The following is a 24,031-nucleotide window of genomic DNA, read 5'->3' as shown; positions in this document are numbered from 1 at the left end:
CGATCCTGCTCCTGATCGTCGCTCTCGCCGTGATCTGGTTCGTACCGCTAGGCTGGCGCCATCTGCTGCCGAGCGACGAAGGCCGCTACGCCGAAATGGCGCGCGAGATGTGCGTCACCGGCGACTGGATCACGCCGCGCTACAACGACTACAAGTACTTCGAAAAGCCCCCGCTGCAAACCTGGATGAACGCGCTCACGTTCGCGTGGTTCGGTATCGGCGAATGGCAGGCGCGCCTCTACACGGCCCTCACGGGCTTCGCAGGCGTGATGCTGATCGGCTTCACCGGCGCGCGCGTCTTCAACGCCGCCACCGGCTTCTTCGCCGCGCTCGTGCTCGCCTGCGCGCCTTACTGGAACCTGATGGGCCACTTCAACACGCTCGACATGGCCCTGTCGTTCTGGATGCAGCTCACGCTGTGCGCGCTGCTGCTCGCCCAGCGACCGGGGCTGCCGAAGGGCCAGGTGCGGCTGTGGATGTGGGTCTGCTGGGCGTCGATGGCGCTCGCGGTGCTCTCGAAAGGCTTGATCGGCCTGATCCTGCCGGGCGCCGTGCTCGTCCTCTATACGCTGATTGCACGCGACTGGGCGCTCTGGAAGCGCCTCTACCTCGCCAGCGGCCTGATCGTGTTCTTCGCGATCGTCTCGCCGTGGTTCATCCTCGTGCAGCAGCGCAATCCCGAGTTTTTCAATTTCTTCTTCATCGTCCAGCAGTTCCGCCGCTACCTCACGCCGGAGCAGAACCGTCCCGGCGCGTTCTGGTACTTCATTCCGGTGATCCTGGTCGGTTTTCTGCCGTGGCTCTCCGTGAGCGTGCAGAGCCTGCGCCACGCGCGCGCCACGCCGCGCCAGCCCAACGGCTTCGCGCCGGTCACGCTGATGCTCGTCTGGAGCGTCTTTATCTTCCTGTTTTTCAGCGTGTCGCACTCGAAGCTGATCTCCTACACGCTGCCGATCGCCCCGCCGCTTGCGCTCATCATCGGCATGTACCTGCCGCTGATGACCCGCGAGCAATGGCGCCGCCACCTCGCGGGCTACATGTTCCTCTGTCTCGCGATCGCGCTCGGTTCGTTCTACCTCACGCGCCTTGGCAACGCCCGCAATCCGAACGCGCTCTATCGCGAATTCCAGGTGTGGGTGTTCGCCGCGGCGTCTGTCGGCTTCGTCGTGACGGCTATCGGCCTGTGGCTGAACCGCGCGCCGCGCACGCCCGCGACCGGCGCCACCGCACCGGCCGTCGCACTCGGCACCGCCTGGATTTTGCTCACGACGATCGCCGGCACCGGCCACGACGTTTTCGGCACGCTGAGTTCGGGCGCGCCGCTCGCGCCGGCCGTGCGCGCGGCCATCGCGAGAATGCCGCCCGATACGCCGTTCTATTCGGTGGGCGTGCTCGACCACACGATGCCGTTCTACGTGCGCCACACCATGACGATGGTTCAGGTGACCGACGAGCTTGCGTTCGGCATTTCCGAGGAACCGCAGAAATGGGTGCCGACGATCGCGGACTGGGAAGCGCGCTGGAAGACCGAGCGCTACGCGCTCGCGCTGATGCCGGTGGAGCGTTACACCGAACTGGCCGCGCAGGGTCTGCCGATGCAGGTCATTGCCCGCGATGCGCGGCGCGTGGTGGTCGCAAAACCGCCCCAACCGTAAGCGCCGGCCGGCGGCAGGCGCGCATGGGCGATAATTCCGCCTCGTCGCGTGCCTTGCCGCGTGCCCTGTCGTGTACCTTGTGGCCACAGCCGCCCCACATCGATCCCCAATATATGTCGAGCCGTTCCCTACGATGAATCCGATTTCCCTCTTCTGCATCCTTGCCGGCGTCGGCCTGAATGCGTGCGCGCAACTGTTGCTGAAAGCCGGTGTCAATGCGGTTGGACACTTCGAATTCACCCGTGCGAACATTCTCCCCGTCGGCCTGAAGCTCGCGACGCAACTGCCGATCATCGGCGGGCTGAGTTGCTATGTGGTGAGCGTGGTCGTGTGGATCGTCGGGCTGTCGCGCGTCGACGTCTCGATCGCCTACCCGATGCTGTCGCTCGGGTACGTCGTGAACGCCTTCGCGGCGTGGTATCTGTTCGGCGAGGTACTGTCGGTACAGCGGCTCGTCGGCATCGGCATCATCCTGATCGGCGTATTCGTGCTCGCGCGCAGCTAAAGCCACACCCGGCCACACCCGGCCGCACGTCGCTGCACAAGCAAGCGCGGCGCCCTTGTACCCAAGGGCTGCGCGCCCCATATAAGCGGATCGTAAGGTTGTCGACCCATCCTTGCGCCTCGCCCCATTCTTCACGAGCAAAGCACACATGACCCAGTCCAACGTTGCATTCCTGCCGTTCGTCAAACCCGAGATCGACGAAGAAACCATTCAGGGCGTCGCCGACGTGCTGCGTTCCGGCTGGATCACGACCGGCCCGCAGAACCAGGCGTTCGAAGCCGCGCTGTCGGCCTTCTGCGGCGGCCGGCCCGTGCGCACGTTCAACTCCGGCACCGCGACGCTCGAGATCGGTCTGCGCATCGCGGGCGTCGGAGCCGGCGACGAGGTCATCACGACGCCGGCGTCGTGGGTCGCCACGAGCAACGTCGTCTACGAAGTCGGCGCGACGCCCGTGTTCGCCGACATCGATCCCGTCACGCGCAATATCGACCTCGACAAGCTCGAAGCCGCCATTACGCCGCGCACGAAGGCCATCATGCCGGTCTATCTCGCGGGGATGCCCGTCGACATGGACCGGCTCTACGCGATCGCCCGCCAGCACGGCCTGCGCGTGATCGAGGACGCCGCGCAGGCGTTCGGCTCGACCTGGAACGGCAAGCGCATCGGCGCCTTCGGCGACCTCGTGTCGTTCAGCTTCCACCCGAACAAGAACCTCACGTCGATCGAAGGCGGCGCGCTCGTCCTGAACGACGAAGCCGAAGCCTTGCTGGCCCAGAAGTACCGCCTGCAGGGCATCACCCGCACGGGTTTCGACGGCATGGACTGCGACGTGCTCGGCGGCAAGTACAATCTCACGGATGTGGCGGCGCGCGTGGGCCTCGGCCAGCTCAAGCACATCGAACGCTTCACCGCGCAGCGGCGTGCGCTCGCGCGCGCCTACTTCGCGGGTTTCGAGGGCGGCGCGGCAGTCGGGCTCGGCGTGGGACTGCCGGTGGCGGACTTCGCCAACAGCAACTGGCACATGTTCCAGATCACGCTGCCGCTCGAAAAGCTCACGATCAGCCGCGCGGACTTCATGGCGCAACTGAAGGAGCGCGGCATCGGCTCGGGCGTGCACTACCCGGCGATTCACCTGTTCACGCTCTATCGCGAGCGCGGTTTCAAGGCGGGTATGTTCCCGCACGCCGAGCGGTTCGGCGCGACCACGGTCACGCTGCCGCTCTTCACGCAGATGACGAACGACGACGTGGCGCGCGTGTGCCGCGCCGTCAACGAAATCTGCGCGCAGTACGCGGCGGGCTGAGCCGGACGCAGCTGGACGCCGGGCCGCACAGCCCGGCCGCATAGCCCGGCCACACTGAGCGAACGCATTATGAAAACGGAAAAGACGCACTCATGACTCAAACGGAACAAGGCACCTTGACCCCGGAAGCGCCGGAAGTCTCGGTCATCATTCCGGTCTACAACGAGGAAGCGGGACTCGGCGCGCTGTTCGCGCGCCTGTACCCCGCGCTCGACCAGCTCGGCACGTCGTATGAAGTCATCTTCATCAACGACGGCAGCCGTGACCGCTCGGCCGCCATGCTCGCCGACCAGTTCCGCGCGCGCCCCGACACGACGCGCGCGATCCTGCTGAACGGCAACTACGGCCAGCACATGGCGATCCTCGCGGGCTTCGAGCAGGCGCGCGGCGAGATCGTCATCACGCTCGACGCCGACCTGCAGAACCCGCCCGAGGAAATCGGCAAGCTCGTCACGAAGATGCGCGAGGGTTTCGACTACGTCGGCACGATCCGCAAGCAGCGCCAGGACAGCCTGTGGCGCCGCAAGGCCTCGCAGGCGATGAACCGCCTGCGCGAGCGCATCACACGCATCAAGATGACCGACCAGGGCTGCATGCTGCGCGCGTACAGCCGCCGCATCATCGACACGATCAACCGCTGCGGCGAAATCAATACGTTCATTCCGGCGCTCGCGTACACGTTCGCGCAGAACCCGGTCGAAGTCGAGGTCGCACACGAAGAGCGCTTCGCGGGCGAATCGAAGTACTCGCTCTACAGCCTGATCCGCCTGAATTTCGACCTCGTGACCGGCTTCTCGGTCGTGCCGCTGCAATGGCTGTCGTTCATCGGCGTGATCCTTTCGCTCGGCTCGGCGGGCCTGTTCGTCCTGCTGCTGATCCGCCGCTTCATCATCGGCGCGGAAGTGCAAGGCGTGTTCACGCTGTTCGCCATCACCTTCTTCCTGCTCGGCGTGATCATCTTCGCGCTCGGGCTGCTCGGCGAGTACATCGGCCGCATCTATCAGCAGGTGCGCGCGCGTCCCCGTTATCTGGTGCAGACGATTCTCGAACAGCGCAACGCGCCTGCCATCGCGCAAGCGCCGCGCGAGAACCTCGCACCGCCTGTCCAACCGGCCTCGCTCAGTCAGGGAGCACAAAAATGAAGCCGCGCGCCGTCGTCTTCGCCTATCACAACGTTGGAGTGCGCTGCCTGCAGGTGCTGCTCGCGGGCGGCGTCGACGTCGAACTCGTCGTCACCCACGAGGACAGCCCGACCGAGAACATCTGGTTCGGCAGTGTGAAATCGGTGGCGATGGAGCACGGCGTCGACGTGATCACGCCCGCCGACCCGAAGAGCGCCGAGCTGCGCGCGGCCGTTTCGGCGGCGCGGCCGGATTTCATCTTCTCGTTCTACTACCGGCACATGCTGCCCGCCGACCTGCTCGCGCTCGCCGCGCGCGGCGCGTACAACATGCACGGCTCGCTGCTGCCGAAATACCGCGGCCGCGTGCCGACCAACTGGGCCGTGCTGCGCGGCGAAACCGAAACCGGCGCGACGCTGCACGAAATGGCGGCGAAGCCGGACGCGGGCGCGATCGTCGCCCAGACGCCGGTGCCGATCCTGCCCGACGACACCGCCGCGCAGGTCTTCGACAAGGTCACGGTCGCCGCCGAGCAGACGCTCTGGCGCGTGCTGCCCGCGCTCATCGCGGGCGAGGCGCCGCATCTGCCGAACGATCTCGCGCAGGGCAGCTACTTCGGCGGGCGCAAGCCGGAAGACGGCCTCATCGATTTCAGCCAGAGCGCGCAGCAGGTCTACAACCTGATCCGCGCCGTTGCGCCGCCGTATCCGGGCGCGTTCACCGACATCGGCGGCGAGCGTTTCATGATCGCCCGGGCGCGCCTCGCCCGCCCGGGTGCGGCGCCTGCGGCGCTGGCCGGATTGCCCGCGGGCATCCACGTAAGCGATAATGCGCTCTTTGCCCTCTGCGGCGACGGTCGCGCCATCGCGATCCACGAACTGCGGCACCTGTCCGGACATGCCGAAGGGCAGTCCGGCGACGGTCACGAAACCGTCGTCACGCCTGCCGCATTCGCCGAATTCACCTCATCTGCATCCCGTCAATGAAAAAAGTCCTGATCCTGGGTGTGAATGGCTTCATCGGCCACCACCTCTCCAAGCGCATCCTCGAAACCACGAACTGGGAAGTGTTCGGGATGGACATGCAGACCGACCGCCTCGGCGACCTCGTCAAGCATGAACGGATGCACTTCTTCGAAGGTGACATCACGATCAACAAGGAGTGGGTCGAGTACCACGTCAAGAAGTGCGACGTGATCCTGCCGCTCGTCGCGATCGCCACGCCCGCAACGTACGTGAAGCAGCCGCTGCGCGTGTTCGAACTCGACTTCGAGGCGAACCTGCCGATCGTGCGTTCGGCCGTGAAGTACGGCAAGCACCTCGTGTTCCCGTCGACCTCCGAGGTCTACGGCATGAGCAGCGACGAACAGTTCGATCCGGACGCCTCGCCGCTCATCTACGGCCCGATCAACAAGCCGCGCTGGATCTACGCGTGCTCGAAGCAGCTCATGGACCGCGTGATCTGGGGCTACGGCATGGAAGGCCTGAACTTCACGCTGTTCCGTCCGTTCAACTGGATCGGCCCGGGCCTCGACACGATCTACACGCCGAAGGAAGGTTCGTCGCGCGTCGTGACGCAGTTCCTCGGCCACATCGTGCGCGGCGAGAACATCAGCCTCGTGGACGGCGGTGCGCAAAAGCGCGCGTTCACCGACATCGGCGACGGCATCGACGCGCTGATGAAGATCATCGAGAACAAGAACGGCATCGCGACGGGCAAGATCTACAACATCGGCAACCCGGCCAACAACTTCTCGGTGCGCGAACTCGCGCACAAGATGCTGGCGCTCGCCGCCGAGTATCCGGAATACGCTGAGTCCGCCAAGCGCGTGCAGCTGGTCGAAACGTCGTCGGGCGCGTACTACGGCGCGGGCTACCAGGACGTGCAGAACCGCGTGCCGAAGATCGACAACACGAAGCAGGAACTGGCCTGGGCGCCCAAGGCGACGTTCGACGACGCCCTGCGCAAGATCTTCGAAGCGTACCGCGGCCACGTCGGCGAGGCCCGCGCGCTCGTCGAACAGCAGTAACGTTCACACGCGGCAACTGGGGACCTGGCAACTTGGCCCGTATCGTCCTGAAAATCGACGTCGACACGCTGCGCGGCACGCGCGAAGGCGTGCCGAATCTCGCGCGCATCTTCGACCGTTACAAGGCGCGCGCGACTTTCCTCTTCGCCCTCGGCCCGGACCACACGGGCTGGGCGCTGCGCCGCGTCTTCCGCCCGGGTTTTCTGAAGAAGGTCTCGCGCACGTCGGTGGTCGAGCATTACGGCGTGAAGCAGTTGATGTACGGCGTGCTGCTGCCCGGACCGGACATCGGCGTGAAGGCGGCCGCCGATATGCGCGCGATCCACGAAGCCGGTTTCGAATGCGGCATTCACACGTGGGATCACGTGTACTGGCAGGACAACGTGCGCAACCGCGACGGCGACTGGACCGCGAGCGAGATGCGCAAGAGCTACGAGCGCTTCACGCAGGTCTTCGGCGCGCCGCCTGTCACGCACGGCGCGGCGGGCTGGCAGATGAACGACGCGGCCTTCCGGCAGATCGACGCCTGGGGCATGCGTTACGCGTCCGACGGGCGCGGGCACTCGCCGTATCTGCCGGTCGTCGACGGCCACACGCTCAACCACGTGCAGATGCCGACCACGCTGCCGACGCTCGACGAAGTGCTCGGCGTCGACGGCATCGACGCGAACACGGTCGCCGCGTGGATGCTCAAGCTCACCGAGCATAATCCGCACGACCAGGTCTTCACGCTGCACGCGGAACTCGAAGGCCAGAAGCTTGCGCCCGTGTTCGAGCAGCTGCTCGCGGGCTGGCGCGCGCAGGGCCACACGTTTGCCACGATGGGCGACTACCATGCCGCGCTGGACCTCGAATCGCTGCCATCGTACCCTGTCACCTGGGGCGAGATCGAAGGCCGTTCCGGCCAGCTGATCGTCCAGCCCGACTGAACCCGCCGTTCGCACGCGCACCCCGAAGGTGGCCGCCGCGAAGGCCATCCCGAGCGGGCAGCTTTCATCTGCTGCCTTCGCATGCACCCTTCGCGTACGCCGCACGCATCGTCCGACCATCGACAATAACAACCGGAGAATCCTGTGCCGATCGCAGTCGACCAACCCGTTCCCGACTTCACCGCCCCCGCCACCGGCGGCGACTTCACGCTGTCGAGCCTCAAGGGCAGCAAGGTGGTCCTGTACTTCTATCCCAAGGACAACACGCCGGGCTGCACGACCGAAGGACTGCAGTTTCGCGACCTCAATCCGAAGTTCGAAAAAGCGGGTGCGCGGATCATCGGTGTCTCGCGTGACAGCGTGCGATCGCACGAGGGCTTCAGGGCCAAGCTCGAACTGCCGTTTACCTTGGTATCGGATGCCGATGAAGCGCTATGCACGCTCTTCGACGTCATCAAATTGAAGAAAATGTATGGCAAAGAAGTGCGTGGAATCGAGCGCTCCACGTTCCTTATCGACGCCTCTGGCGTGCTGCGTCGCGAGTGGCGCGGCATCAAGGTTCCGGGCCACGTCGACGAGGTCCTGGAGGCTGTACAAGCGCTTTGAGGCGCGTTATATTGGGCTGCAATGAGTGCCTGTCCACCCCATTTTTCGTCGCGTCGCGACCCAGGTTGTGACCCGGGTTGCGTCCCAGATACGGCCGGTCGTCGAATGACCGGCAACGCACATCCGGGGCACCGCGCCATTGCCGCAGTCGAGCCGCTTGCCTCGTTAGCCGGGGCGGCGGCTTTTTTGTTTGTAGTTCCGCCGCCGCGCCGGAACACGTTGCGGCCACGCGTCTTTGTCAAGGAGCCGATCGAAAACCAGGCGAACCGGCATTTCCAGACCTGAGCGCGCACCCAGCGCGGCTGCACAGGGCGCCTACCCGGCGCCGGACCGCACCGCCCGAAAGCGCACCCTACTCGACCACTCGACCCGAATTTTTCGAGGGACACCATGCCTTTGCCTACCCCCCCCAGCAAGCTCGGCAACCTGCTGCCGCCTGAGGAATACAAGGCGCGCGCGCGCACCGCGCGCGGCAACCGCAAAGCTGTAAGCGAACAAGACGCTGTCGCCGTCGCGGACTTCGGTCCCGCGAGCGTCGCCGAGCCGATGTCCCCGGCTGCGAACGCCGCAACGACGCTGCGCACGGTACCCCTGCCGACCGGCAACGCCGAACTGGCCGCCCTCGAACCCGTCGCGCCCGCACCCGCGAAAAAGCGCAAGCAGCAGGCCGCTGCGCTGCTGCAGCCCGTCCAGGCGCGCGCCGAGCCCGAAGCGCCCGTCGCGCCGGTCGCACGCAGCGCCAAGCCGGCCGCCGCGAAGCTCGACGCCGGCGCCGCAACGGGTAAGCGCACCAGCGGGAAAAAACGCCTGCATCCGGAAGAAAGCATCGAAGTGCGCAAGCTCTTCGTGCTCGATACGAACGTGCTGATGCACGATCCGACCTGCCTGTTCCGCTTCGAGGAACACGACGTCTATCTGCCGATGATGACGCTCGAGGAACTCGACAACCACAAGAAGGGCATGTCCGAAGTCGCGCGCAACGCACGCCAGGTGAGCCGCACGCTCGACCAGCTGGTGGCGAACGCCGATCCGATCTCGGAAGGCATTTCGCTTGCGCGCCTCGGCAGCCGCGAAGCGCTCGGCCGCCTGTACTTCCAGACCACGCTCACGCATATCGATCCGGTCGACGGCCTCCCGCAGGGCAAGGCCGACAATCAGATCCTCGGCGTCGTGCGCGCGCTGCAGCGCGACCGGCCGGACCGCCTCGTCGTGCTGGTGTCGAAAGACATCAACATGCGCATCAAGGCGCACGCGCTCGGCCTGCCCGCGGAAGACTACTTCAACGATCAGGTTCTCGAAGACAAGGATCTGCTGTACTCGGGCGTGCGCGCGCTGCAGCAGGACTTCTGGACGAAGCACGCGAAGGGCATGGAGTCGTGGCAGGACACCAAGACCGGCACGACCTATTACCGCGTGACGGGTCCCGAGTGCGCGTCGATGCTCGTGAACGAGTTCGTCTATCTGGAGCCGCAAAACGGCGAACCGGCGTTCCACGCGATCGTGCGCGAACTCAACGGCAAGACGGCGCTGTTGCAGACGCTGCGCGACTACGGCCATCACAAGAACAACGTGTGGGGCATCACGGCGCGCAACCGCGAGCAGAACTTCGCGCTCAATCTGCTGATGAATCCGGAGATCGACTTCGTCACGCTGCTCGGGCAGGCGGGTACGGGCAAGACGCTCGTCGCGCTCGCGTCGGGCCTCGCCCAGGTGCTCGACGACAAGCGCTACAACGAGATCATCGTGACGCGCGCGACGGTGCCGGTCGGCGAGGACATCGGCTTCCTGCCGGGCACGGAAGAGGAAAAGATGCAGCCGTGGATGGGTGCCTTCGACGATAACCTCGAAGTGCTCCAGAAGACCGACGACGCAGCCGGAGAATGGGGCCGCGCGGCCACGCAGGAACTGATCCGCTCGCGGCTGAAGGTCAAGAGCATGAACTTCATGCGCGGGCGCACGTTCGTCGACAAGTACCTCATCATCGACGAAGCGCAGAACCTCACGCCGAAGCAGATGAAGACGCTCGTCACGCGCGCGGGTCCGGGTACGAAGATCGTCTGCCTCGGCAATATCGCGCAGATCGATACGCCTTATCTGACTGAAGGCAGCTCGGGCCTGACCTATGTCGTCGACCGCTTCAAGGGCTGGGCGCACAGCGGCCACGTAACGCTTGCGCGCGGCGAACGCTCGCGGCTGGCCGATTACGCGTCGGACATCCTCTAGGCGACATCCAGACGACATCGAGCACAAGCTGCTCACGAGGGCTGTATCCGGATCACCGGATACAGCCCTTTTTTATTGCGCGGCGTTCCAGCGAAGCAACAGTTGGCGTACCAACTTCAAGTAAATTATCAAGAATTCTTGCGAGCGCCGCGCCAGACGGGCTACCATCGGCGCATTATCCGCCACCACCCGCAGCGGGCGCCCTCGCCCGTCCGAGCGTTCATGCGCCGACTCTGGTTTCCGTTACTGATCGTGGTCTTTCTTGCGGCGTGTTCGAGCACGCCCGAAAGATATTCGCGCAGCGGCGGCTCGCCCAAGGCCATCGACGCCTCGCGCACCCGGCCACCCGGCTTCCCGAATTTCGTCGACCACAGCGTCGGCCGCGAAGAGATCTCGATCCAGGCGATGGGGCTCGTCGGCATTCCCTACCGCTGGGGCGGCAATACACCCGATAGCGGCTTCGATTGCAGCGGACTCGTCAAATACGTATTCGCGCGCGCGGCCTTTGTCGATCTGCCGCGCACGACCGCCGACATGAGCGGACGCGGCGAGTCCATCGAACCGGACGAAATCGCCGCCGGTGATCTGGTGTTCTTCAATACGACCGGGCGGCCGCATTCGCATGTCGGGATCTATGTCGGCAAACTCCGCTTCGTCAATGCGCCGTCGACGGGCGGGACGGTGCGGCTCGACTATCTGACGAACCCGTACTGGGCGAAGCGCTTCGACGGCATCCGCCGCATGGCGCCGCCCAAGGCCACGCCGCAACCGTTCGATACGCCGACGTGGGAAGCGTCCGCGCCCGCCCGGCCCGCGCCTGCCGCACCGGCCGTGGCTGCCGCGCCCATGCGCGTGACGAGCGTGAATCAGAACCGGACGATGCCCGCTGCGACAACGCTGCCGGTTGCGCCCGCCTACGCGGCCGCACCGCCAGTCGCCGCGCCAGCGGACGCGTTCGAACCGCCGCCCGCGGCGCCCGCCACCGCGCAGATGCAGGCGCGCGTGGCCGGCGGTGCAACGCCCGCAGCGGCCAGCGCCAACGCGTCCGATACCGACTCGCAACCCGACGCCATCGCCGCAGCCGCAGCCGCAGACGCCTTCGAGCCGCCGCCGCCCGCCGCCGATGCAGCCGAGCGCCAGGCGGCGCAAGCGGGCTCGACGTCGATCACACCCGCTGCATCGTCCACGGCGCCCGTGCGGATCATGCGCGCCTCGACGGCACAACCGGCCGTGCGTGCGCCCACGCAAACGAACGACGATCCCATCGCGCGCTTCGCCAACAGCGCCTTCTGATTTCGCGCACAACCTCGCGTGCCCACCCGCCCCCGACATGCCGGCGCGGTTTTCGCGGCCCGCTGCGTCTGCTATCGTTCTGATACCTTTTCGCAGCGAGGCAGCGATGGATCTCGGACTCGGCAACAAGGTGGTACTGGTGACGGGCGGCAGCAAGGGCATCGGGCTCGCCTGCGCACGCGCGTTCGCGAAGGAAGGGGCGAAGGTCGCGATCGTGTCGCGCGATCCGGCGAATCTCGCCCGCGCGCGCGAGCAACTTGCGAGCGAAGGACTGCACATCCATCTCACGCGCGCCGATCTGCACGAACCGCACAGCGCGGCGGACGTGGTCGAAGATGTCTCGACGGCCGTCGGCCCGATCGACGTCCTCATCAACAGCGCGGGCGCGGCCCGCCGCTACGATCCGGAAGCGCTGGACGCCGCCGCCTTCAAGGCGACCATGGAAGCAAAGTACTTCCCGTACATCTATCCGCAGCAGGAAGTGCTGCGCCGGATGGTGGAACGCGTAAAGGCCGGTGCAACGAGCGAACCCGGAACCATCGTCAACATCATCGGCATGGGCGGCAAGTACGCGAGCGACATCCACATCGCGGGCGGCGCGGCCAATGCCGCACTCATGCTCGCCACCGTGGGGCTCGCGCACTATCACGCGCGCTACGGCATCCGCATCAACGCAATCAACCCGGGCGCGACGCTCACGGAACGGCTGCAAGAAGCGGTGCGGCTGGAAGCCGAAAGAGAAGGAATCGATGAAACGACGGCGCTCTCGCGCAGCGAGGGCAAGGTGCCGCTCGGCCGCTACGCGAAGCCTGAGGAGATTGCGGACGTGGCGCTCTTTCTCGCGAGCCGCCGCGCCAGCTATGTAACCGGCGCGCTCATCCCGATGGACGGCTGCTCCGCGCCGCTCATCTGAGCAGCCCGCACGAGTGATAAAACAACCCGGCGCCGCCTGCCGCAGCGCCGGGCACCGTGTTACATGATGCGGTGGCCGATCCACCAGCCCGCGGCGGCGAGCGCCGCCGAAGCCGGAATCGTCAGAATCCACGCCCAGACGATATTGCCCGCCACGCCCCAGCGCACGGCGGAAAGCTTCTGCGTCGCGCCCACGCCGACGATCGCGCCCGCGATGGTGTGCGTCGTCGAAACCGGAATACCGAGCCACGACGCCGTGAAGAGCGTAATCGCCCCGCCCGTCTCCGCGCAGCAGCCGCCGACCGGCTTGAGCTTGGTGATCTTCTGCCCCATCGTGCGGACGATCCGCCAGCCGCCGAACAGCGTGCCGAGGCCCATCGACAGATAGCAGACGCCCACCACCCAGATCGGCGGCGCGTCGGCGGCGGCCGAGGCGTAGCCGGTGGCGATCAGCAGCATCCAGATAATGCCGATGGTCTTCTGCGCGTCGTTGCCGCCGTGGCCGAGGCTGTAGAGGCTCGCGGAAAGTATCTGCAGACGCCGGAAGCGCCGGTCCACCTTGCTTGGCGGCGTGCGGAAATAGAGCCACGACACCAGCAGCATGAAGAACGAGCCGAGGATGAAACCGAGCAGCGGCGAGATGAAGATGAAGGCGACTGTCTTCATGAGGCCGTCGAGGTTCAGCGAGTGCCAGCCCGACTTTGCGAGCGCCGAGCCCACCAGGCCGCCGATCAGCGCGTGCGACGAGCTGGACGGAATGCCGTAGTACCAGGTCACCACGTTCCAGACGATCGCCCCGATCAGTGCGCCGAACACGACGTAGTGATCGACGATTCCGGGGTCGATGGTGCCCTTGCCCACCGTGCGTGCAACGTTCAGGTGGAAGATGAAATAGGCGATGACGTTGAACATGGCGGCGAATGCCACGGCCTGCTGCGGCTTGAGCACGCCCGTCGACACGACCGTGGCGATCGAGTTCGCCGCGTCGTGAAAACCATTCATGAAGTCAAAAATGAGCGAGATGGCCACGAGCGACGCGACCATCCAGATGGCGAGTTGTATCGATTGCATCGCGTCAGGCTCAGGCGTTTTCCAGCACGATGCCTTCGATGATGTTCGCCACATCCTCGCACTTGTCGGTGATCGACTCGAGCAGCTCGTAGATCGCCTTCAGCTTGATCACGGTCTTGACGTTGTCTTCCTCGCGGAAGAGCTTCGACATGGCCGAACGCAGCAGAGCGTCCGCCTCGGATTCGAGCCGGTCGATGTCCTCGCACGCATGCAGGATCTCGCGTGCCTGCTTCATGTCGGACAGCATCGCAACCGCGGCCTGAACCCGCTCGACGGTCGCCGTACAGATGTGGGCAAGCTGGCTCGCCTCGGAGGTCACGGCCTGCACGTCGTAGAGCGAAATGGCCACGGCCACGTCCTCCATCAGGTCGAGCGCGTCGTCCATCGCCGAAATCAGCTTGTGGATCTCGTCGCGGTCGAGCGGCGTGATGAAGGTCTTGTGAAGCAGGTCGATCGCTTCGTGGGTCAGCTTGTCGGCGGCCTTCTCGGCAGCCTGAACGTTCTGTTTGTGGATCTCCGCATCGGCCAGGTTGTCGATCAGAAGCTCCAGCTCCCGGCTTGCAGAAACGAGGCACTTTGCGTGCGCATTGAAAATTTCAAAGAACTTGCCCTCGGTGGGCATGAATCGGCCGAACATTTGAATCCCGGAAATTGGTCTCGGATGACTGTCATCCAACGGCAATGCAGCCGTCATACAGCGGCAACATTGTAACGTCAGCGGACGCGCGCGCGACTCGCTGCCCATGTAAACGCAGGGTTAAGCCACGCGCGACAGAAGCGCGCATGCGGCGCGCATCAGTTCTGGAGGGTTTCCTGCTGCTCGCCTGCTAGTCGCCGTAGAAGTTCTGTGCCCCGGCAAAATTATCGAATTTCGTGTATTGGCCGTGGAACGTGAGGCGAACAGGGCCGATCGGGCCGTTACGCTGCTTGCCGATGATGATCTCGGCAGTGCCCTTGTCGGGGCTGTCCGGGTTATAGACTTCGTCGCGGTAGATGAACAGGATCACGTCCGCGTCCTGTTCGATAGCGCCCGATTCGCGCAAATCCGACATCACCGGGCGCTTGTTCGGACGCTGTTCCAGACCGCGGTTCAGCTGGGAGAGCGCGACCACCGGCACGTCGAGTTCCTTGGCGAGGCTCTTGAGCGAGCGCGAGATTTCGGAGATTTCCGTCGCCCGGTTCTCGCCGGTCGACGATCCGCTCATCAGCTGCAGATAGTCGACGATGATGAGCCCGAGCTTGCCGCACTGGCGCGCAAGGCGCCGCGCGCGCGAGCGCAGCTCCATCGGGTTCAGGGCGCCGGTTTCGTCGATGAAGATCTGTGCTTCACTCATTTTCTGCACGGCGTGCGTGAGCTTCGGCCAGTCTTCGTCCGTCAGGCGGCCCGTGCGCATGCGGTGCTGGTCCAGCCGCCCGACCGAACCGAGCATACGCATGATGAGTTGTGTGCCCGGCATTTCCATCGAGAACACCGCCACAGGCAGGCCGTACTCGACAGCCACGTATTCGCCGATGTTCATCGAGAATGCGGTCTTACCCATCGACGGGCGCCCCGCCACGATGATCAGTTCGCCGCCGTGCATGCCCGAGGTCATGCGGTCGAGGTCGACGAAACCCGTCGGCGTTCCCGTCACGTCGCTCGGATTGGCCGTGTGATAAAGCGTGTCGATGCGCTCCACGACCTGCGTGAGCAGCGGCCCGATTTCGAGGAAACCCTGCGTGCCGCGCGCGCCGTCCTCGGCGATCGAGAACACCTTCGCTTCTGCCTCGTCGAGCAGCTGGCGCACTTCCTTGCCCTGCGGATTGAACGCGTCCGAGGAAATTTCGTCGGCGACCGAAACGAGACGCCGCAGCACCGCGCGGTCACGCACGATTTCTGCATAGCGGCGGATGTTTGCGGCGCTCGGCGTGTTCTGCGCGAGTGCGTTCAGGTACGCGAGACCACCCACGTCGTCGGCCTTGCCCGAGGTGGTGAGCGCCTCGTAGACCGTCACCACGTCGGCCGGACGCGAAGACGCGATCAGGCGGCCGACATGCTCGTAGATAATGCGGTGATCGTAGCGGTAGAAGTCGCTTTGCGCGAGGAAGTCGGCAATCCGGTCCCAGGCGGCGTTATCCAGCAACAGGCCGCCGAGCACCGATTGCTCGGCCTCGATCGAATGCGGAGGGACTTTCAGCGACTCGAGTTGGGGATCGTTCGGAGCGTTCATGGAGGGCAATTATCGGACAAGCCAGCCACCTGGAACAAGCAGCAAACCTGCAAAACGGCAGGACGGGTCACGCGCAATAAAAAAGGCAGAAGCCGCGAGGCTCCTGCCTTTTTCGAACCGACAGCGCTCGAGCGGCCCAACCGGGCCGCCCAGGGTGCTTAGACGTGCTCGCCCAGCACCGACACCGTGACGTCGACGATGACGTCGGTGTGCAGGCCGACTTGCACCGGGTGGTCGCCCACCATCTTCAGCGGGCCTTCCGGCAGGCGCACTTGCGCCTTTTCCACTGCGAAGCCTTGCTTGGTCAGCGCGACGGCGATGTCGGCGTTCGTGACCGAGCCGAACAGACGGCCGTCCACGCCAGCCTTCTGGCCGATCTGAACGGTCAGGCCGTTCAGCTTTTCGCCTTCTGCCTGAGCGGCGGCCAGCTTTTCTGCGGCGACCTTTTCGAGTTCGGCGCGGCGAACTTCGAATTCGGCGATCGCGTCCTTCGTGGCGCGACGGGCCTTCTTGTTCGGGATCAGGAAGTTACGTGCGTAACCGTCCTTCACCTTGACGATGTCGCCCAGATTACCGAGGTTGACGACTTTTTCGAGAAGAATGATCTGCATTCGGATGCTCCTTGTAGCGGCGTCGGGTTAGGCCTTGTGCTGGTCGGTGTACGGCACCAGCGCGAGGAAACGCGCGCGCTTGATAGCCGTGTCCAGCTGACGTTGATAGTGGGCCTTGGTACCCGTCAGACGCGCCGGCGTGATCTTGCCGTTTTCGCCGATGAAGTCCTTCAGCGTATCGATATCCTTGTAGTCGATCTGCTCGACGCCTGCAGCCGTGAAGCGGCAGAACTTCTTACGCTTGAAGAGCGGGTTTTGCTGTTGACGACGCTTGTCGAATTTCTTACCAGTCGGGCGGGGCATGATTAGTCCTTTCCTGTACCTTGCATTTCGGTGATGTGAAACACCAGGGTTCGCGCGTTGCGGTGCTTTTTCGCCAGAAAACCGGTGAAGAGCGTCTCGACGCCCATTTCACAGCCTTCCAGCTTGCCGCAAGCCTCGCCGGCGGCCACTGCATCCATCGTCAGTTCCACGAGGCGGGCAACGCCGGCCTCGACGACTTCGGTGCGGTGGTGCAACGTGCAGCTTGCAATCGGAACGCCGGCGGGGGTATATCGCACCGGTTCGCGTTCGACGACGCTCGCCTTGAGTTGCAGCCTGTTCACGGGGCTTACGAAGTTAACTTAAGCAGCTGGGCTCGAATCCTGATGGCTTGTGTCGTTTAAGCCTGCGCGTCGGTCGGCTGGGCAGCCGCCTTCTTGGCTTCTTCGCGCTGCACTTCCTTCATCATCGGCGACGGGCCGGTTTCGGCCTTCTTCATCTTGACGATGAGGTGACGCAGAACGGCGTCGTTGAACTTGAACGCGTGTTCCAGTTCGTCGAGCGTGGTCTGGTCGCATTCGATGTTCATGCAGACGTAGTGAGCCTTCGCGAGTTTCTCGATCATGTAGGCCAGTTGACGACGGCCCCAGTCTTCGATGCGGTGGATCTGGCCACCGTGCGACGTGATCGTGCCCTTGTAACGCTCGATCATGGCGGGCACTTGCTCGCTTTGATCGGGGTGCACGATGAAGACGATTTCGTAATGACGCATTACACACTCCTTGTGGATTAAAGCCGCCCGGGCGCCATTGAACTCTCCGGAATACCCGTTGAATTCTCCGGTGCGGCAAGTGAGAAGCCGAAGATTGTAACGCGAGGGCGCGCGGCGCGCAACTGAAATCAGTCGCGCGCGGCGTGTTTCGGACGTGTTTTCAATGACTTGGCGCGGCTTGCCCCGTTCGGGCGTGCGCCAACTACGCATCAACTACGCGCGAACGGCGTGCCAACCGTGTGTCAACCGCGCGCCAGCTCAGGCATCGCATGCGCGTTCAGGCGCCGCCGAGGCGCGCGTCCAGCGCGGCGCGCAGGCCCGTGAGCGCCTCCGGCCCGGCATCGGTGACGGCCCACCAGGTCATGCCGCCAGCCTGCCAGCGCGCCAGCGCGTAGCCCTCGCTGATGCGCAGCGGCGGGCCTGCCGCCGCAGCCGGGCCCGCCTCGCCCGGCGGGAAGACGTAGAGATCGATCACGTGCTTGCGGTAGTGATAGACGAGCACCGCCACACGCTCACGCCCCACATAGTCGAGCCGTCCGCCTGCGAGCGGGAAACCCTCGGCGGCGAGATCCTCAACGGGCGGCGCGTAGTCGATCTTGCCGTTGAACCACGGCTTGACCGTATGTTTGTCGGTCGAGATTACGTCGAGGTCGCGTCCCGAAATCTGGGCGCGGACGTGGCTCGCCACAAGCTCGTTGACGAATTCGCCGCCGGTTGCCGGGCGGCGCAGGTTCAGCGCCGCGGCAAAGCCGAGCGCACAGAGCACAAGCAGCGCGCCCGCGAGCCAGCTAAACCCCGCCGCCTGCCCTCCGGCACCCGAGCCGAATCCGCCGAACCCACCGAACCCACCGAACCCACCAAAGCGCGGCCACGGCCAGGCACTCCAGCCGGTCTTGCGCACACGCACGCGCCCGGATTGTTCGACGGTCTCTCCCGCGCGAGAACCCTGGTCGGCTACGACCGGCGGCAAGGCTGCGACGATGCGCGCGCCGAGCCCTGCCGGTGCGCGGTAGTAGTCCGCGGACTTCACCGCCTTCGACATCGCCTGTACGGCCTGCGCGTCGCGCTGGCACTGCGCGCAGCCGGACAAATGCTCCCGCACGCGCCGTTCGTCGGCGGCGGAAAGCTCGCGGTCGACGCTCGCGTCGACCAGTGGGCGCACTTCGTCACATTTCATCGGGCGCCTCCGTCGTAGGGCCACCTGGATGGCCATCTGTATGCGGCTGCGGTCCGCCGTCGACGGCGGACTCGCCAGCGAACCGGCCAACGCTCCCCCGCACCGATGGCCGCCTTGCCTGATGGCTCACCCCGCCGTCATCGTCCGCGCCGTTGCCGCTCGCGCCTGGCCGCGCAGTTTGCATGTCCCGCTGCACGTCGGGCTGCACGTTGCTTTGCACACGCCCCTGCGAAGCCGCAAGCAGCACGGCAAGCCGACGGCGTCCGCGCGCAAGCCTCGACATCACGGTTCCCACCGGGAGATCGGCGATCACCGCGATCTCGCGATAGCTCAAATCTTCCATCTCACGCAGCACGAGCACTTCCCGATACTCCACCGGCAGCCTGTGCAGCGCATCCTGCACGACGCGCGCGTCTTCCGCGCGAATAGCGAGCGTTTCCGGGTCCGCGCTCGCGGTTTCCCAACCTTCGGGCGGCGTGTCGTCGCGCAACTCGTCGAACGGCGTCACCTCCTCCGATGTCGAGCGCCGTCGCCACTCGTCGTACCAGACGCGCCGCACGATCGCGAGCAGCCACGGACGCGCAAGGTCGCCGCGAAACGTATCGAAGAAACGGAACGCCCGCAGGAACGCCTCCTGGACGATGTCGTCGGCATCGCCCGGATTGCGCGAGAGCCAGCGCGCGAGGTTGTAGGCCGCATCGAGATGCGGCAGCGCGAGCGCCTGGAAACGGCTGCTGCGCGCCGCTTCCTCGCTTTCCGCTGGCTCGACATGCTCGTTCGCGCTTGCGCCCACGCTCGCCCCTCGTGCGTCTTGCGGTGTCCCGCGTCCTGCCAACCGCGCCTCTCCCTCCCACCTTCTCGTGTTCAGGCCGCCCTGCATGCAGTACCGGCGCTCCAGCCAGTGTATTCCCGCCGTTTGCGCCCGCCAGCGAAAAATAAAGCGGGAATACACGGCGCGTCCGCGCGGTAAGACAGGCACATCCACGCGTGAGGAGGCGACCATGCCCACCACTTTGAAACGGCGCGACTTCCTGCGCCTCGCCGCACTGGGCGGCGGCGTCGCATTTGCATCGGCGCTGCCCGGCTGGGCCGCGGAACGCGACGCAGATTTCTTCTTCGTCCAGCTTTCCGATGCGCACTGGGGCTTCGAAGGCCCGAAGGTCAACCCCGACGCCAAAGGCACGCTGCCGAAGGCAATCGCCGCCGTCAACGCGTTGCCCGCAAAGCCCGATTTCGTCGTGTTCACGGGCGACCTCACGCACACGACCGACGACCCCACCGTGCGCCGCACGCGCATGCATGAATTCCAGTCGATCATTGCGACGCTGAAAGTCAAGCCGCTCTATCTGATGCCAGGCGAGCACGACGCGAGTCTCGACAACGGCGAGGCGTACCGCGAGCTGTTCGGTCAGACGCACTACACGTTCGACCATCGCGGCGTGCATTTCATCGTGCTCGACAACGTGTCCGATCCTGCGGCCCGCGTGGGCGACACGCAGATCGCGTGGCTCGCCGACGACCTCTCGCGTCAGCGCCCGGACGCCCGCATCGTCGTCTTCACGCACCGGCCGCTTTTCGATCTCGCGCCGCAATGGGACTGGGCCACGCGCGACGGCGCCGCCGTGATCAACGTGCTGCAGAAGCACCAGAACGTCACCGTGTTCTACGGGCATATCCACCAGGAGCATCACACGATGACGGGCGCAATCGCGCACCACGCGGCGCGCTCGCTGATGTTCCCGCTGCCCGCGCCCGGTTCGCAGGCGCAGCGGCTGCCGGTTCCGTGGGATCCATCGGCGCCCTATAAGGGGCTCGGCTGGCGCAGCATCGAAGTCGATGGAGCACCGCAAGCGTATGCGTTGACCGAAATGCCGATCCGCAATCTCACCTGATAACGAAACCTGCCGAGGAGACCACCATGTTCACAGGTTCGAGCGCTACCAGGCGCCTGTTGCTGCCCGCGCGCCGCCGCTGGCTGCTATTTGCTGCGGCGAGCGCGAGCGCGCTGCTGCGTGTCGATGCGCGCGCGGCGCCGCGCGTGATCAAGGTTCACGCCCGGCGTTTCGTGTTCACGCCGAACCGCATTCCCCTCGCGCCGCACGAGCGCGTGACGTTCGAACTCACGGCCGAGGACGCGCTCATGGGCTTCTCGATCCCGCAACTCGGCGTGCGTGCCGACGTGCCGCCGGGCATCGTGGTCCATCTCTCGGCGGAAGCGGGCGACGCGGGCACGGTGCAGTTTCTCTGCGACATCTTCTGTGGTTCGGGGCACGAAACGATGAACGGCGTGCTCGTGGTCGGATGAGCCTGCACCGTACGCCCGCGAAAAGTGCGCGAAAAATGCGCGAAAGGTGCGCACAAAAAGCATGAAGCGGCGAACGCGGCTCAGTACGCCTCGCCGCTCCAGTAACCGGGCCGCGCGTACGCTTCCTTGAGGTAGTCGATGAAATAGCGCACCCTGGCCGGTACGTAGCGCTGCTGCGGGTAGACCGCGAGGATGTCGTAGTCGGGCAGCGCGTACTCGTCGAGCACGGTCTCCAGTTCGCCGCGCGCGAGTTGCGCATCGATCTCCCACGAAGACCGCCAGCCGAGGCCGAGCCCTTCCGTGACCCAGCGGTGCAGCAGTTCGCCGTCGTTGCAGTCGAGCGTGCCGCCCACGCGCACGGTCACGAGCTTGCCGTTGCGCCGGAAATTCCAGCCGCGGTTCTGCCCGCCCTGCAGATTGAACGCGAGACAGTTGTGCGCGTGCAGATCGTCGAGCGTCTTCGGCCTGCCGTGCCGGTGAAAATATTCAGGCGTGCCGCACACCACGCGCCGGTTCGACGCGAGCTTCACGGCGACGAAGTTCGGATCGACGGCGCCGCCGATGCGGATCGACAGGTCGTAGCCCTCGCGCACGAGATCGACGACGCGGTCGGTCAGGTTGAACGACATCTGGAGTTCGGGCTTGTCGGCAAGAAACGCGCTCGCGAGCGGTGCAACGTGCTTGCGCCCGAACGCAGCGGGCGCCGACACGATCAGATGCCCGTTCACCACGCGCCGCCCGGCGGTGACTTCGTTTTCCGCCTGATCCCACTCGGCGAGCAGGCTGCGGCAGCGTTCGAGAAACGCGCCGCCCTCTTCGCTCACGACGAGCCTTCGCGTCGACCGATACATGAGCTTCACACCGAGCCGTTTCTCCAGCGCGTCGATACGACGCCCGAGAATCACCGGCGAAACGCCTTCCTCCAGCGCCGCCGCCGCGAGGCTGCCGGCTTCCGCGACGCGAACGAAGGTCTCGATCTGCTTGAAGCGATCCATGACGTGTCTCCTGGAATGCCCTTCCCGCTTGTGGGTCCGCTTGCTGTTTCAATAGCCGCCCGGCGGCATTCCATACTTTTAGTTTCGAAATAAGCGACCTGGGCTGATCTTATCAAACCTTTCCGGCGTGCCTAAAGTGCACCTCAGCAGCTTCGTCATATGTGCAGTTCGCGACATTCAGGAGACAGTCATGCCCAGGATGAGAGCCGTCGACGCCGCAGTGCTGGTGCTCGAAAAGGAAGGGATCGACACTGCGTTCGGCGTGCCGGGCGCCGCCATCAACCCGTTCTATTCGGCGCTCAGAAAGGCCGGCGGCATCACGCACGTGCTGGCGCGCCACGTCGAGGGCGCTTCGCACATGGCCGAGGGCTATACGCGAGCCGCTCCCGGCAATATCGGCGTGTGCATCGGCACGTCGGGCCCCGCGGGCACCGACATGATCACGGGCCTCTACTCCGCTTCGGCCGACTCGATTCCGATCCTCGCGATCACAGGCCAGGCGCCGCGTGCGCGTCTCTACAAGGAAGATTTTCAGGCCGTCGACATCGAGTCGATTGCCAAGCCGGTCACCAAGTGGGCCGTGACCGTGCGCGAACCCGCACTCGTGCCGCGCGTGTTCCAGCAGGCGTTCCATCTGATGCGCTCGGGCCGTCCGGGTCCGGTGCTGGTCGACCTGCCGATCGACGTGCAGCTCGCCGAAATCGAATTCGATATCGACACCTACGAGCCGCTGCCCGTCTACAAGCCGCGCGCGACACGCAAGCAGATCGAGGCCGCGCTCGAACTGCTCAACGCGAGCGAGGCACCGCTGATCGTTTCGGGCGGCGGCGTGATCAACGCGGCCGCCGAAGATCTGCTCGTCCGATTCGCGGAAACAGTGGGCGTGCCGGTGATTCCGACGCTGATGTCGTGGGGCGCCATCCCCGACGATCACCCACTCATGGCCGGCATGGCCGGCCTGCAGACGTCGCACCGCTACGGCAATGCGACCCTGCTCGCCGCCGACTTCGTGCTCGGCATCGGCAACCGCTGGGCGAACCGCCACACGGGCAGCGTCGACGTCTATACGAAGGGCCGCAAGTTCGTGCACGTCGACATCGAACCGACGCAGATCGGCCGCGTATTCGGCCCGGATCTCGGCATCGTGTCCGATGCACGGGCCGCGCTCGAACTGTTCATCGAAGTCGCACAGGAATGGCGCGCCGCGGGCAAGCTCAAAGACCGCGCCGAGTGGGTTGCGCAGTGCCAGGAACGCAAGCGCACGATGCACCGCAAGACGCACTTCGACAACACGCCGATCAAACCGCAGCGCGTCTATGAAGAGATGAACAAGGTGTTCGGGCGCGAGACGTGCTACGTGAGCACGATCGGCCTCTCGCAGATCGCGGGCGCGCAGTTCCTCCACGTCTACAAGGCGCGCAACTGGATCAACTGCGGCCAGGCCGGTCCGCTCGGCTGGACGATTCCGGCTGCGCTCGGCGTGCGCGTGGCCGATCCCACCCGCCCGATCGTCGCGCTCTCGGGCGACTACGATTTTCAGTTCATGATCGAAGAACTGGCCGTCGGCGCGCAGTTCAACCTGCCCTACGTGCACGTCGTGGTCAACAACTCGTATCTCGGCCTGATTCGCCAGGCGCAGCGTCAGTTCGACATGGACTTCTGCGTTCAGCTCGCATTCGATAACATCAACGCACCGGAAGTGAACGGCTACGGCGTCGACCACGTTGCCGTGGCCGAAGGCCTCGGCTGCAAGGCGCTGCGCGTGTTCGAGCCCGAAAAGATCGCACCGGCGCTGCGGCAGGCGCAATCGATGGCGGCCGAATTCGGCGTGCCGGTCGTGGTCGAGGTGATCCTCGAACGCGTGACCAACATTTCGATGGGCACCGAAATCGACGCGATCAACGAGTTCGAAGCGCTCGCCGAAACACCCGAGCACGCGCCAACGGCAATCGCCCTGCCGGGCCAGCCTTAACGTCCGTAACAGACTTAACAGCCGTAGCACCCGTAAGCGTCGACGTCCAGCTTCCTGCGTGCCGCCGCGCGTTGCCTCGCG

25 protein-coding genes are annotated in these 24,031 nt (G+C 65.2%); 15 read left to right on the top strand and 10 right to left on the bottom strand.

Annotated features, from left to right (window positions below; translation table 11 throughout):
* The first annotated feature begins 2 nt into the window (after positions 1-2).
* The 12 genes from Q0L30_RS22425 (at position 3) to Q0L30_RS22370 (ending at position 12,577) form a co-directional block, all read left to right on the top strand.
* Entirely contained in the window at positions 3-1,655 is a 1,653-nt protein-coding gene (locus Q0L30_RS22425) for a glycosyltransferase family 39 protein (protein ID WP_296661850.1), read from the top strand.
* A 133-nt stretch (positions 1,656-1,788) separates the two neighbouring features.
* Positions 1,789-2,160: an SMR family transporter gene (locus Q0L30_RS22420; RefSeq protein WP_293035876.1), complete on the top strand. Its 372-nt coding sequence runs from the start codon at positions 1,789-1,791 to the stop codon at positions 2,158-2,160.
* A gap of 148 nt (positions 2,161-2,308) precedes the next feature.
* A complete protein-coding gene (locus tag Q0L30_RS22415) occupies positions 2,309-3,463 on the top strand; it encodes a DegT/DnrJ/EryC1/StrS aminotransferase family protein (protein ID WP_296661849.1) in 1,155 nt (384 codons plus the stop codon).
* Positions 3,464-3,555: 92 nt separating this feature from the next.
* On the top strand, positions 3,556-4,605 hold the full coding sequence (locus Q0L30_RS22410; protein ID WP_296661848.1) for a glycosyltransferase: 1,050 nt from the start codon (positions 3,556-3,558) through the stop codon (positions 4,603-4,605).
* A complete protein-coding gene (locus Q0L30_RS22405; protein ID WP_296661847.1) occupies positions 4,602-5,570 on the top strand; it encodes a formyltransferase in 969 nt (322 codons plus the stop codon). Before Q0L30_RS22410 ends, Q0L30_RS22405 begins: the two co-directional genes overlap by 4 nt.
* Positions 5,567-6,613 (top strand): bifunctional UDP-4-keto-pentose/UDP-xylose synthase, encoded by a 1,047-nt coding sequence (locus tag Q0L30_RS22400; RefSeq protein ID WP_296661846.1) that lies wholly within the window; start codon positions 5,567-5,569, stop codon positions 6,611-6,613. The genes Q0L30_RS22405 and Q0L30_RS22400 overlap by 4 nt, the downstream gene beginning before the upstream one ends.
* 32 nt (positions 6,614-6,645) lie before the next feature.
* Entirely contained in the window at positions 6,646-7,542 is an 897-nt protein-coding gene (locus tag Q0L30_RS22395) for a polysaccharide deacetylase family protein (RefSeq protein WP_296661845.1), read from the top strand.
* A gap of 144 nt (positions 7,543-7,686) precedes the next feature.
* Positions 7,687-8,148, top strand: a complete 462-nt coding sequence (locus tag Q0L30_RS22390; protein WP_296661844.1) for a peroxiredoxin — start codon at positions 7,687-7,689, stop codon at positions 8,146-8,148.
* A gap of 105 nt (positions 8,149-8,253) precedes the next feature.
* Positions 8,254-8,433, top strand: a complete 180-nt coding sequence (locus tag Q0L30_RS22385) for a hypothetical protein (RefSeq protein ID WP_296661843.1) — start codon at positions 8,254-8,256, stop codon at positions 8,431-8,433.
* A 105-nt stretch (positions 8,434-8,538) separates the two neighbouring features.
* Entirely contained in the window at positions 8,539-10,371 is a 1,833-nt protein-coding gene (locus Q0L30_RS22380) for a PhoH family protein (protein ID WP_296661842.1), read from the top strand.
* A 222-nt stretch (positions 10,372-10,593) separates the two neighbouring features.
* A complete protein-coding gene (locus tag Q0L30_RS22375) occupies positions 10,594-11,664 on the top strand; it encodes a C40 family peptidase (RefSeq protein ID WP_296661841.1) in 1,071 nt (356 codons plus the stop codon).
* Positions 11,665-11,770: 106 nt separating this feature from the next.
* Positions 11,771-12,577 carry an SDR family NAD(P)-dependent oxidoreductase gene (locus tag Q0L30_RS22370; RefSeq protein ID WP_296661840.1) on the top strand — a complete coding sequence of 269 codons (807 nt, stop codon included), beginning with the start codon at positions 11,771-11,773 and terminating at the stop codon, positions 12,575-12,577.
* Positions 12,578-12,636: 59 nt separating this feature from the next.
* Here Q0L30_RS22370 and Q0L30_RS22365 read toward each other — a convergent pair whose 3' ends face one another.
* The 9 genes from Q0L30_RS22365 to Q0L30_RS22325 all read right to left on the bottom strand — a co-directional run bounded on the left by Q0L30_RS22365 (position 12,637) and on the right by Q0L30_RS22325 (position 19,471).
* A complete protein-coding gene (locus tag Q0L30_RS22365; RefSeq protein ID WP_296661839.1) occupies positions 12,637-13,647 on the bottom strand; it encodes an inorganic phosphate transporter in 1,011 nt (336 codons plus the stop codon).
* A 10-nt stretch (positions 13,648-13,657) separates the two neighbouring features.
* Positions 13,658-14,284 carry a DUF47 domain-containing protein gene (locus Q0L30_RS22360; protein ID WP_296661838.1) on the bottom strand — a complete coding sequence of 209 codons (627 nt, stop codon included), beginning with the start codon at positions 14,282-14,284 and terminating at the stop codon, positions 13,658-13,660.
* Between the two features lie 190 nt (positions 14,285-14,474).
* Positions 14,475-15,857 carry a replicative DNA helicase gene (locus Q0L30_RS22355; RefSeq protein WP_296661837.1) on the bottom strand — a complete coding sequence of 461 codons (1,383 nt, stop codon included), beginning with the start codon at positions 15,855-15,857 and terminating at the stop codon, positions 14,475-14,477.
* Between the two features lie 158 nt (positions 15,858-16,015).
* Positions 16,016-16,468 carry a 50S ribosomal protein L9 gene (rplI, locus tag Q0L30_RS22350; RefSeq protein WP_293042214.1) on the bottom strand — a complete coding sequence of 151 codons (453 nt, stop codon included), beginning with the start codon at positions 16,466-16,468 and terminating at the stop codon, positions 16,016-16,018.
* Between the two features lie 27 nt (positions 16,469-16,495).
* Positions 16,496-16,771, bottom strand: coding sequence for a 30S ribosomal protein S18 (rpsR, locus tag Q0L30_RS22345; RefSeq protein WP_296661836.1), 276 nt, complete (start codon positions 16,769-16,771; stop codon positions 16,496-16,498).
* Between the two features lie 2 nt (positions 16,772-16,773).
* Complete coding sequence (gene priB, locus Q0L30_RS22340; protein WP_296661835.1) at positions 16,774-17,073, bottom strand: primosomal replication protein N; 300 nt, start codon at positions 17,071-17,073, stop codon at positions 16,774-16,776.
* Positions 17,074-17,129: 56 nt separating this feature from the next.
* Positions 17,130-17,501: a 30S ribosomal protein S6 gene (gene rpsF, locus Q0L30_RS22335; protein ID WP_293042205.1), complete on the bottom strand. Its 372-nt coding sequence runs from the start codon at positions 17,499-17,501 to the stop codon at positions 17,130-17,132.
* A gap of 277 nt (positions 17,502-17,778) precedes the next feature.
* Positions 17,779-18,678, bottom strand: coding sequence for an anti-sigma factor (locus Q0L30_RS22330; protein ID WP_296661834.1), 900 nt, complete (start codon positions 18,676-18,678; stop codon positions 17,779-17,781).
* On the bottom strand, positions 18,668-19,471 hold the full coding sequence (locus tag Q0L30_RS22325; RefSeq protein ID WP_296661833.1) for an RNA polymerase sigma factor: 804 nt from the start codon (positions 19,469-19,471) through the stop codon (positions 18,668-18,670). Before Q0L30_RS22325 ends, Q0L30_RS22330 begins: the two co-directional genes overlap by 11 nt.
* Before the next feature lie 208 nt (positions 19,472-19,679).
* Between Q0L30_RS22325 and Q0L30_RS22320 the strand changes: the two genes are divergently transcribed.
* Positions 19,680-20,570 (top strand): metallophosphoesterase, encoded by an 891-nt coding sequence (locus Q0L30_RS22320; protein WP_296661832.1) that lies wholly within the window; start codon positions 19,680-19,682, stop codon positions 20,568-20,570.
* A 26-nt stretch (positions 20,571-20,596) separates the two neighbouring features.
* Positions 20,597-20,983, top strand: a complete 387-nt coding sequence (locus tag Q0L30_RS22315) for a cupredoxin domain-containing protein (protein WP_296661831.1) — start codon at positions 20,597-20,599, stop codon at positions 20,981-20,983.
* Between the two features lie 80 nt (positions 20,984-21,063).
* Here the strand turns inward: Q0L30_RS22315 and Q0L30_RS22310 are convergent, their stop codons facing one another.
* Complete coding sequence (locus Q0L30_RS22310; protein WP_296661830.1) at positions 21,064-21,978, bottom strand: LysR family transcriptional regulator; 915 nt, start codon at positions 21,976-21,978, stop codon at positions 21,064-21,066.
* 190 nt (positions 21,979-22,168) lie between these two features.
* On the opposite strand from Q0L30_RS22310, the gene gcl reads away from it, so the two are divergent.
* Positions 22,169-23,950 carry a glyoxylate carboligase gene (gcl, locus tag Q0L30_RS22305; protein WP_296661829.1) on the top strand — a complete coding sequence of 594 codons (1,782 nt, stop codon included), beginning with the start codon at positions 22,169-22,171 and terminating at the stop codon, positions 23,948-23,950.
* Positions 23,951-24,031: the final 81 nt, after the last annotated feature.

The sequence above is a fragment of the Paraburkholderia sp. genome (assembly GCF_024281035.1).
Lineage (GTDB): Bacteria > Pseudomonadota > Gammaproteobacteria > Burkholderiales > Burkholderiaceae > Paraburkholderia.
The sequence above is the reverse complement of the archived record's forward strand: the minus strand, read 5'-3'. Positions and strand labels throughout refer to the sequence as shown.

What these genes read in the sequence shown, in the direction of transcription:
- gcl (WP_296661829.1), top strand. Translation starts at nt 22,169, where the DNA reads ATGCCCAGGATGAGAGCCGTCGACGCCGCAGTGCTGGTGCTCGAAAAG.
- Q0L30_RS22355 (WP_296661837.1), bottom strand. Translation starts at nt 15,857, where the DNA reads ATGAACGCTCCGAACGATCCCCAACTCGAGTCGCTGAAAGTCCCTCCG.
- Q0L30_RS22360 (WP_296661838.1), bottom strand. Translation starts at nt 14,284, where the DNA reads ATGTTCGGCCGATTCATGCCCACCGAGGGCAAGTTCTTTGAAATTTTC.
- Q0L30_RS22315 (WP_296661831.1), top strand. Translation starts at nt 20,597, where the DNA reads ATGTTCACAGGTTCGAGCGCTACCAGGCGCCTGTTGCTGCCCGCGCGC.
- Q0L30_RS22405 (WP_296661847.1), top strand. Translation starts at nt 4,602, where the DNA reads ATGAAGCCGCGCGCCGTCGTCTTCGCCTATCACAACGTTGGAGTGCGC.
- Q0L30_RS22415 (WP_296661849.1), top strand. Translation starts at nt 2,309, where the DNA reads ATGACCCAGTCCAACGTTGCATTCCTGCCGTTCGTCAAACCCGAGATC.
- Q0L30_RS22385 (WP_296661843.1), top strand. Translation starts at nt 8,254, where the DNA reads ATGACCGGCAACGCACATCCGGGGCACCGCGCCATTGCCGCAGTCGAG.
- rplI (WP_293042214.1), bottom strand. Translation starts at nt 16,468, where the DNA reads ATGCAGATCATTCTTCTCGAAAAAGTCGTCAACCTCGGTAATCTGGGC.
- Q0L30_RS22365 (WP_296661839.1), bottom strand. Translation starts at nt 13,647, where the DNA reads ATGCAATCGATACAACTCGCCATCTGGATGGTCGCGTCGCTCGTGGCC.
- Q0L30_RS22420 (WP_293035876.1), top strand. Translation starts at nt 1,789, where the DNA reads ATGAATCCGATTTCCCTCTTCTGCATCCTTGCCGGCGTCGGCCTGAAT.
- Q0L30_RS22330 (WP_296661834.1), bottom strand. Translation starts at nt 18,678, where the DNA reads ATGAAATGTGACGAAGTGCGCCCACTGGTCGACGCGAGCGTCGACCGC.
- Q0L30_RS22380 (WP_296661842.1), top strand. Translation starts at nt 8,539, where the DNA reads ATGCCTTTGCCTACCCCCCCCAGCAAGCTCGGCAACCTGCTGCCGCCT.
- Q0L30_RS22320 (WP_296661832.1), top strand. Translation starts at nt 19,680, where the DNA reads ATGCCCACCACTTTGAAACGGCGCGACTTCCTGCGCCTCGCCGCACTG.
- Q0L30_RS22400 (WP_296661846.1), top strand. Translation starts at nt 5,567, where the DNA reads ATGAAAAAAGTCCTGATCCTGGGTGTGAATGGCTTCATCGGCCACCAC.
- rpsR (WP_296661836.1), bottom strand. Translation starts at nt 16,771, where the DNA reads ATGCCCCGCCCGACTGGTAAGAAATTCGACAAGCGTCGTCAACAGCAA.
- Q0L30_RS22310 (WP_296661830.1), bottom strand. Translation starts at nt 21,978, where the DNA reads ATGGATCGCTTCAAGCAGATCGAGACCTTCGTTCGCGTCGCGGAAGCC.
- Q0L30_RS22375 (WP_296661841.1), top strand. Translation starts at nt 10,594, where the DNA reads ATGCGCCGACTCTGGTTTCCGTTACTGATCGTGGTCTTTCTTGCGGCG.
- rpsF (WP_293042205.1), bottom strand. Translation starts at nt 17,501, where the DNA reads ATGCGTCATTACGAAATCGTCTTCATCGTGCACCCCGATCAAAGCGAG.
- Q0L30_RS22370 (WP_296661840.1), top strand. Translation starts at nt 11,771, where the DNA reads ATGGATCTCGGACTCGGCAACAAGGTGGTACTGGTGACGGGCGGCAGC.
- Q0L30_RS22410 (WP_296661848.1), top strand. Translation starts at nt 3,556, where the DNA reads ATGACTCAAACGGAACAAGGCACCTTGACCCCGGAAGCGCCGGAAGTC.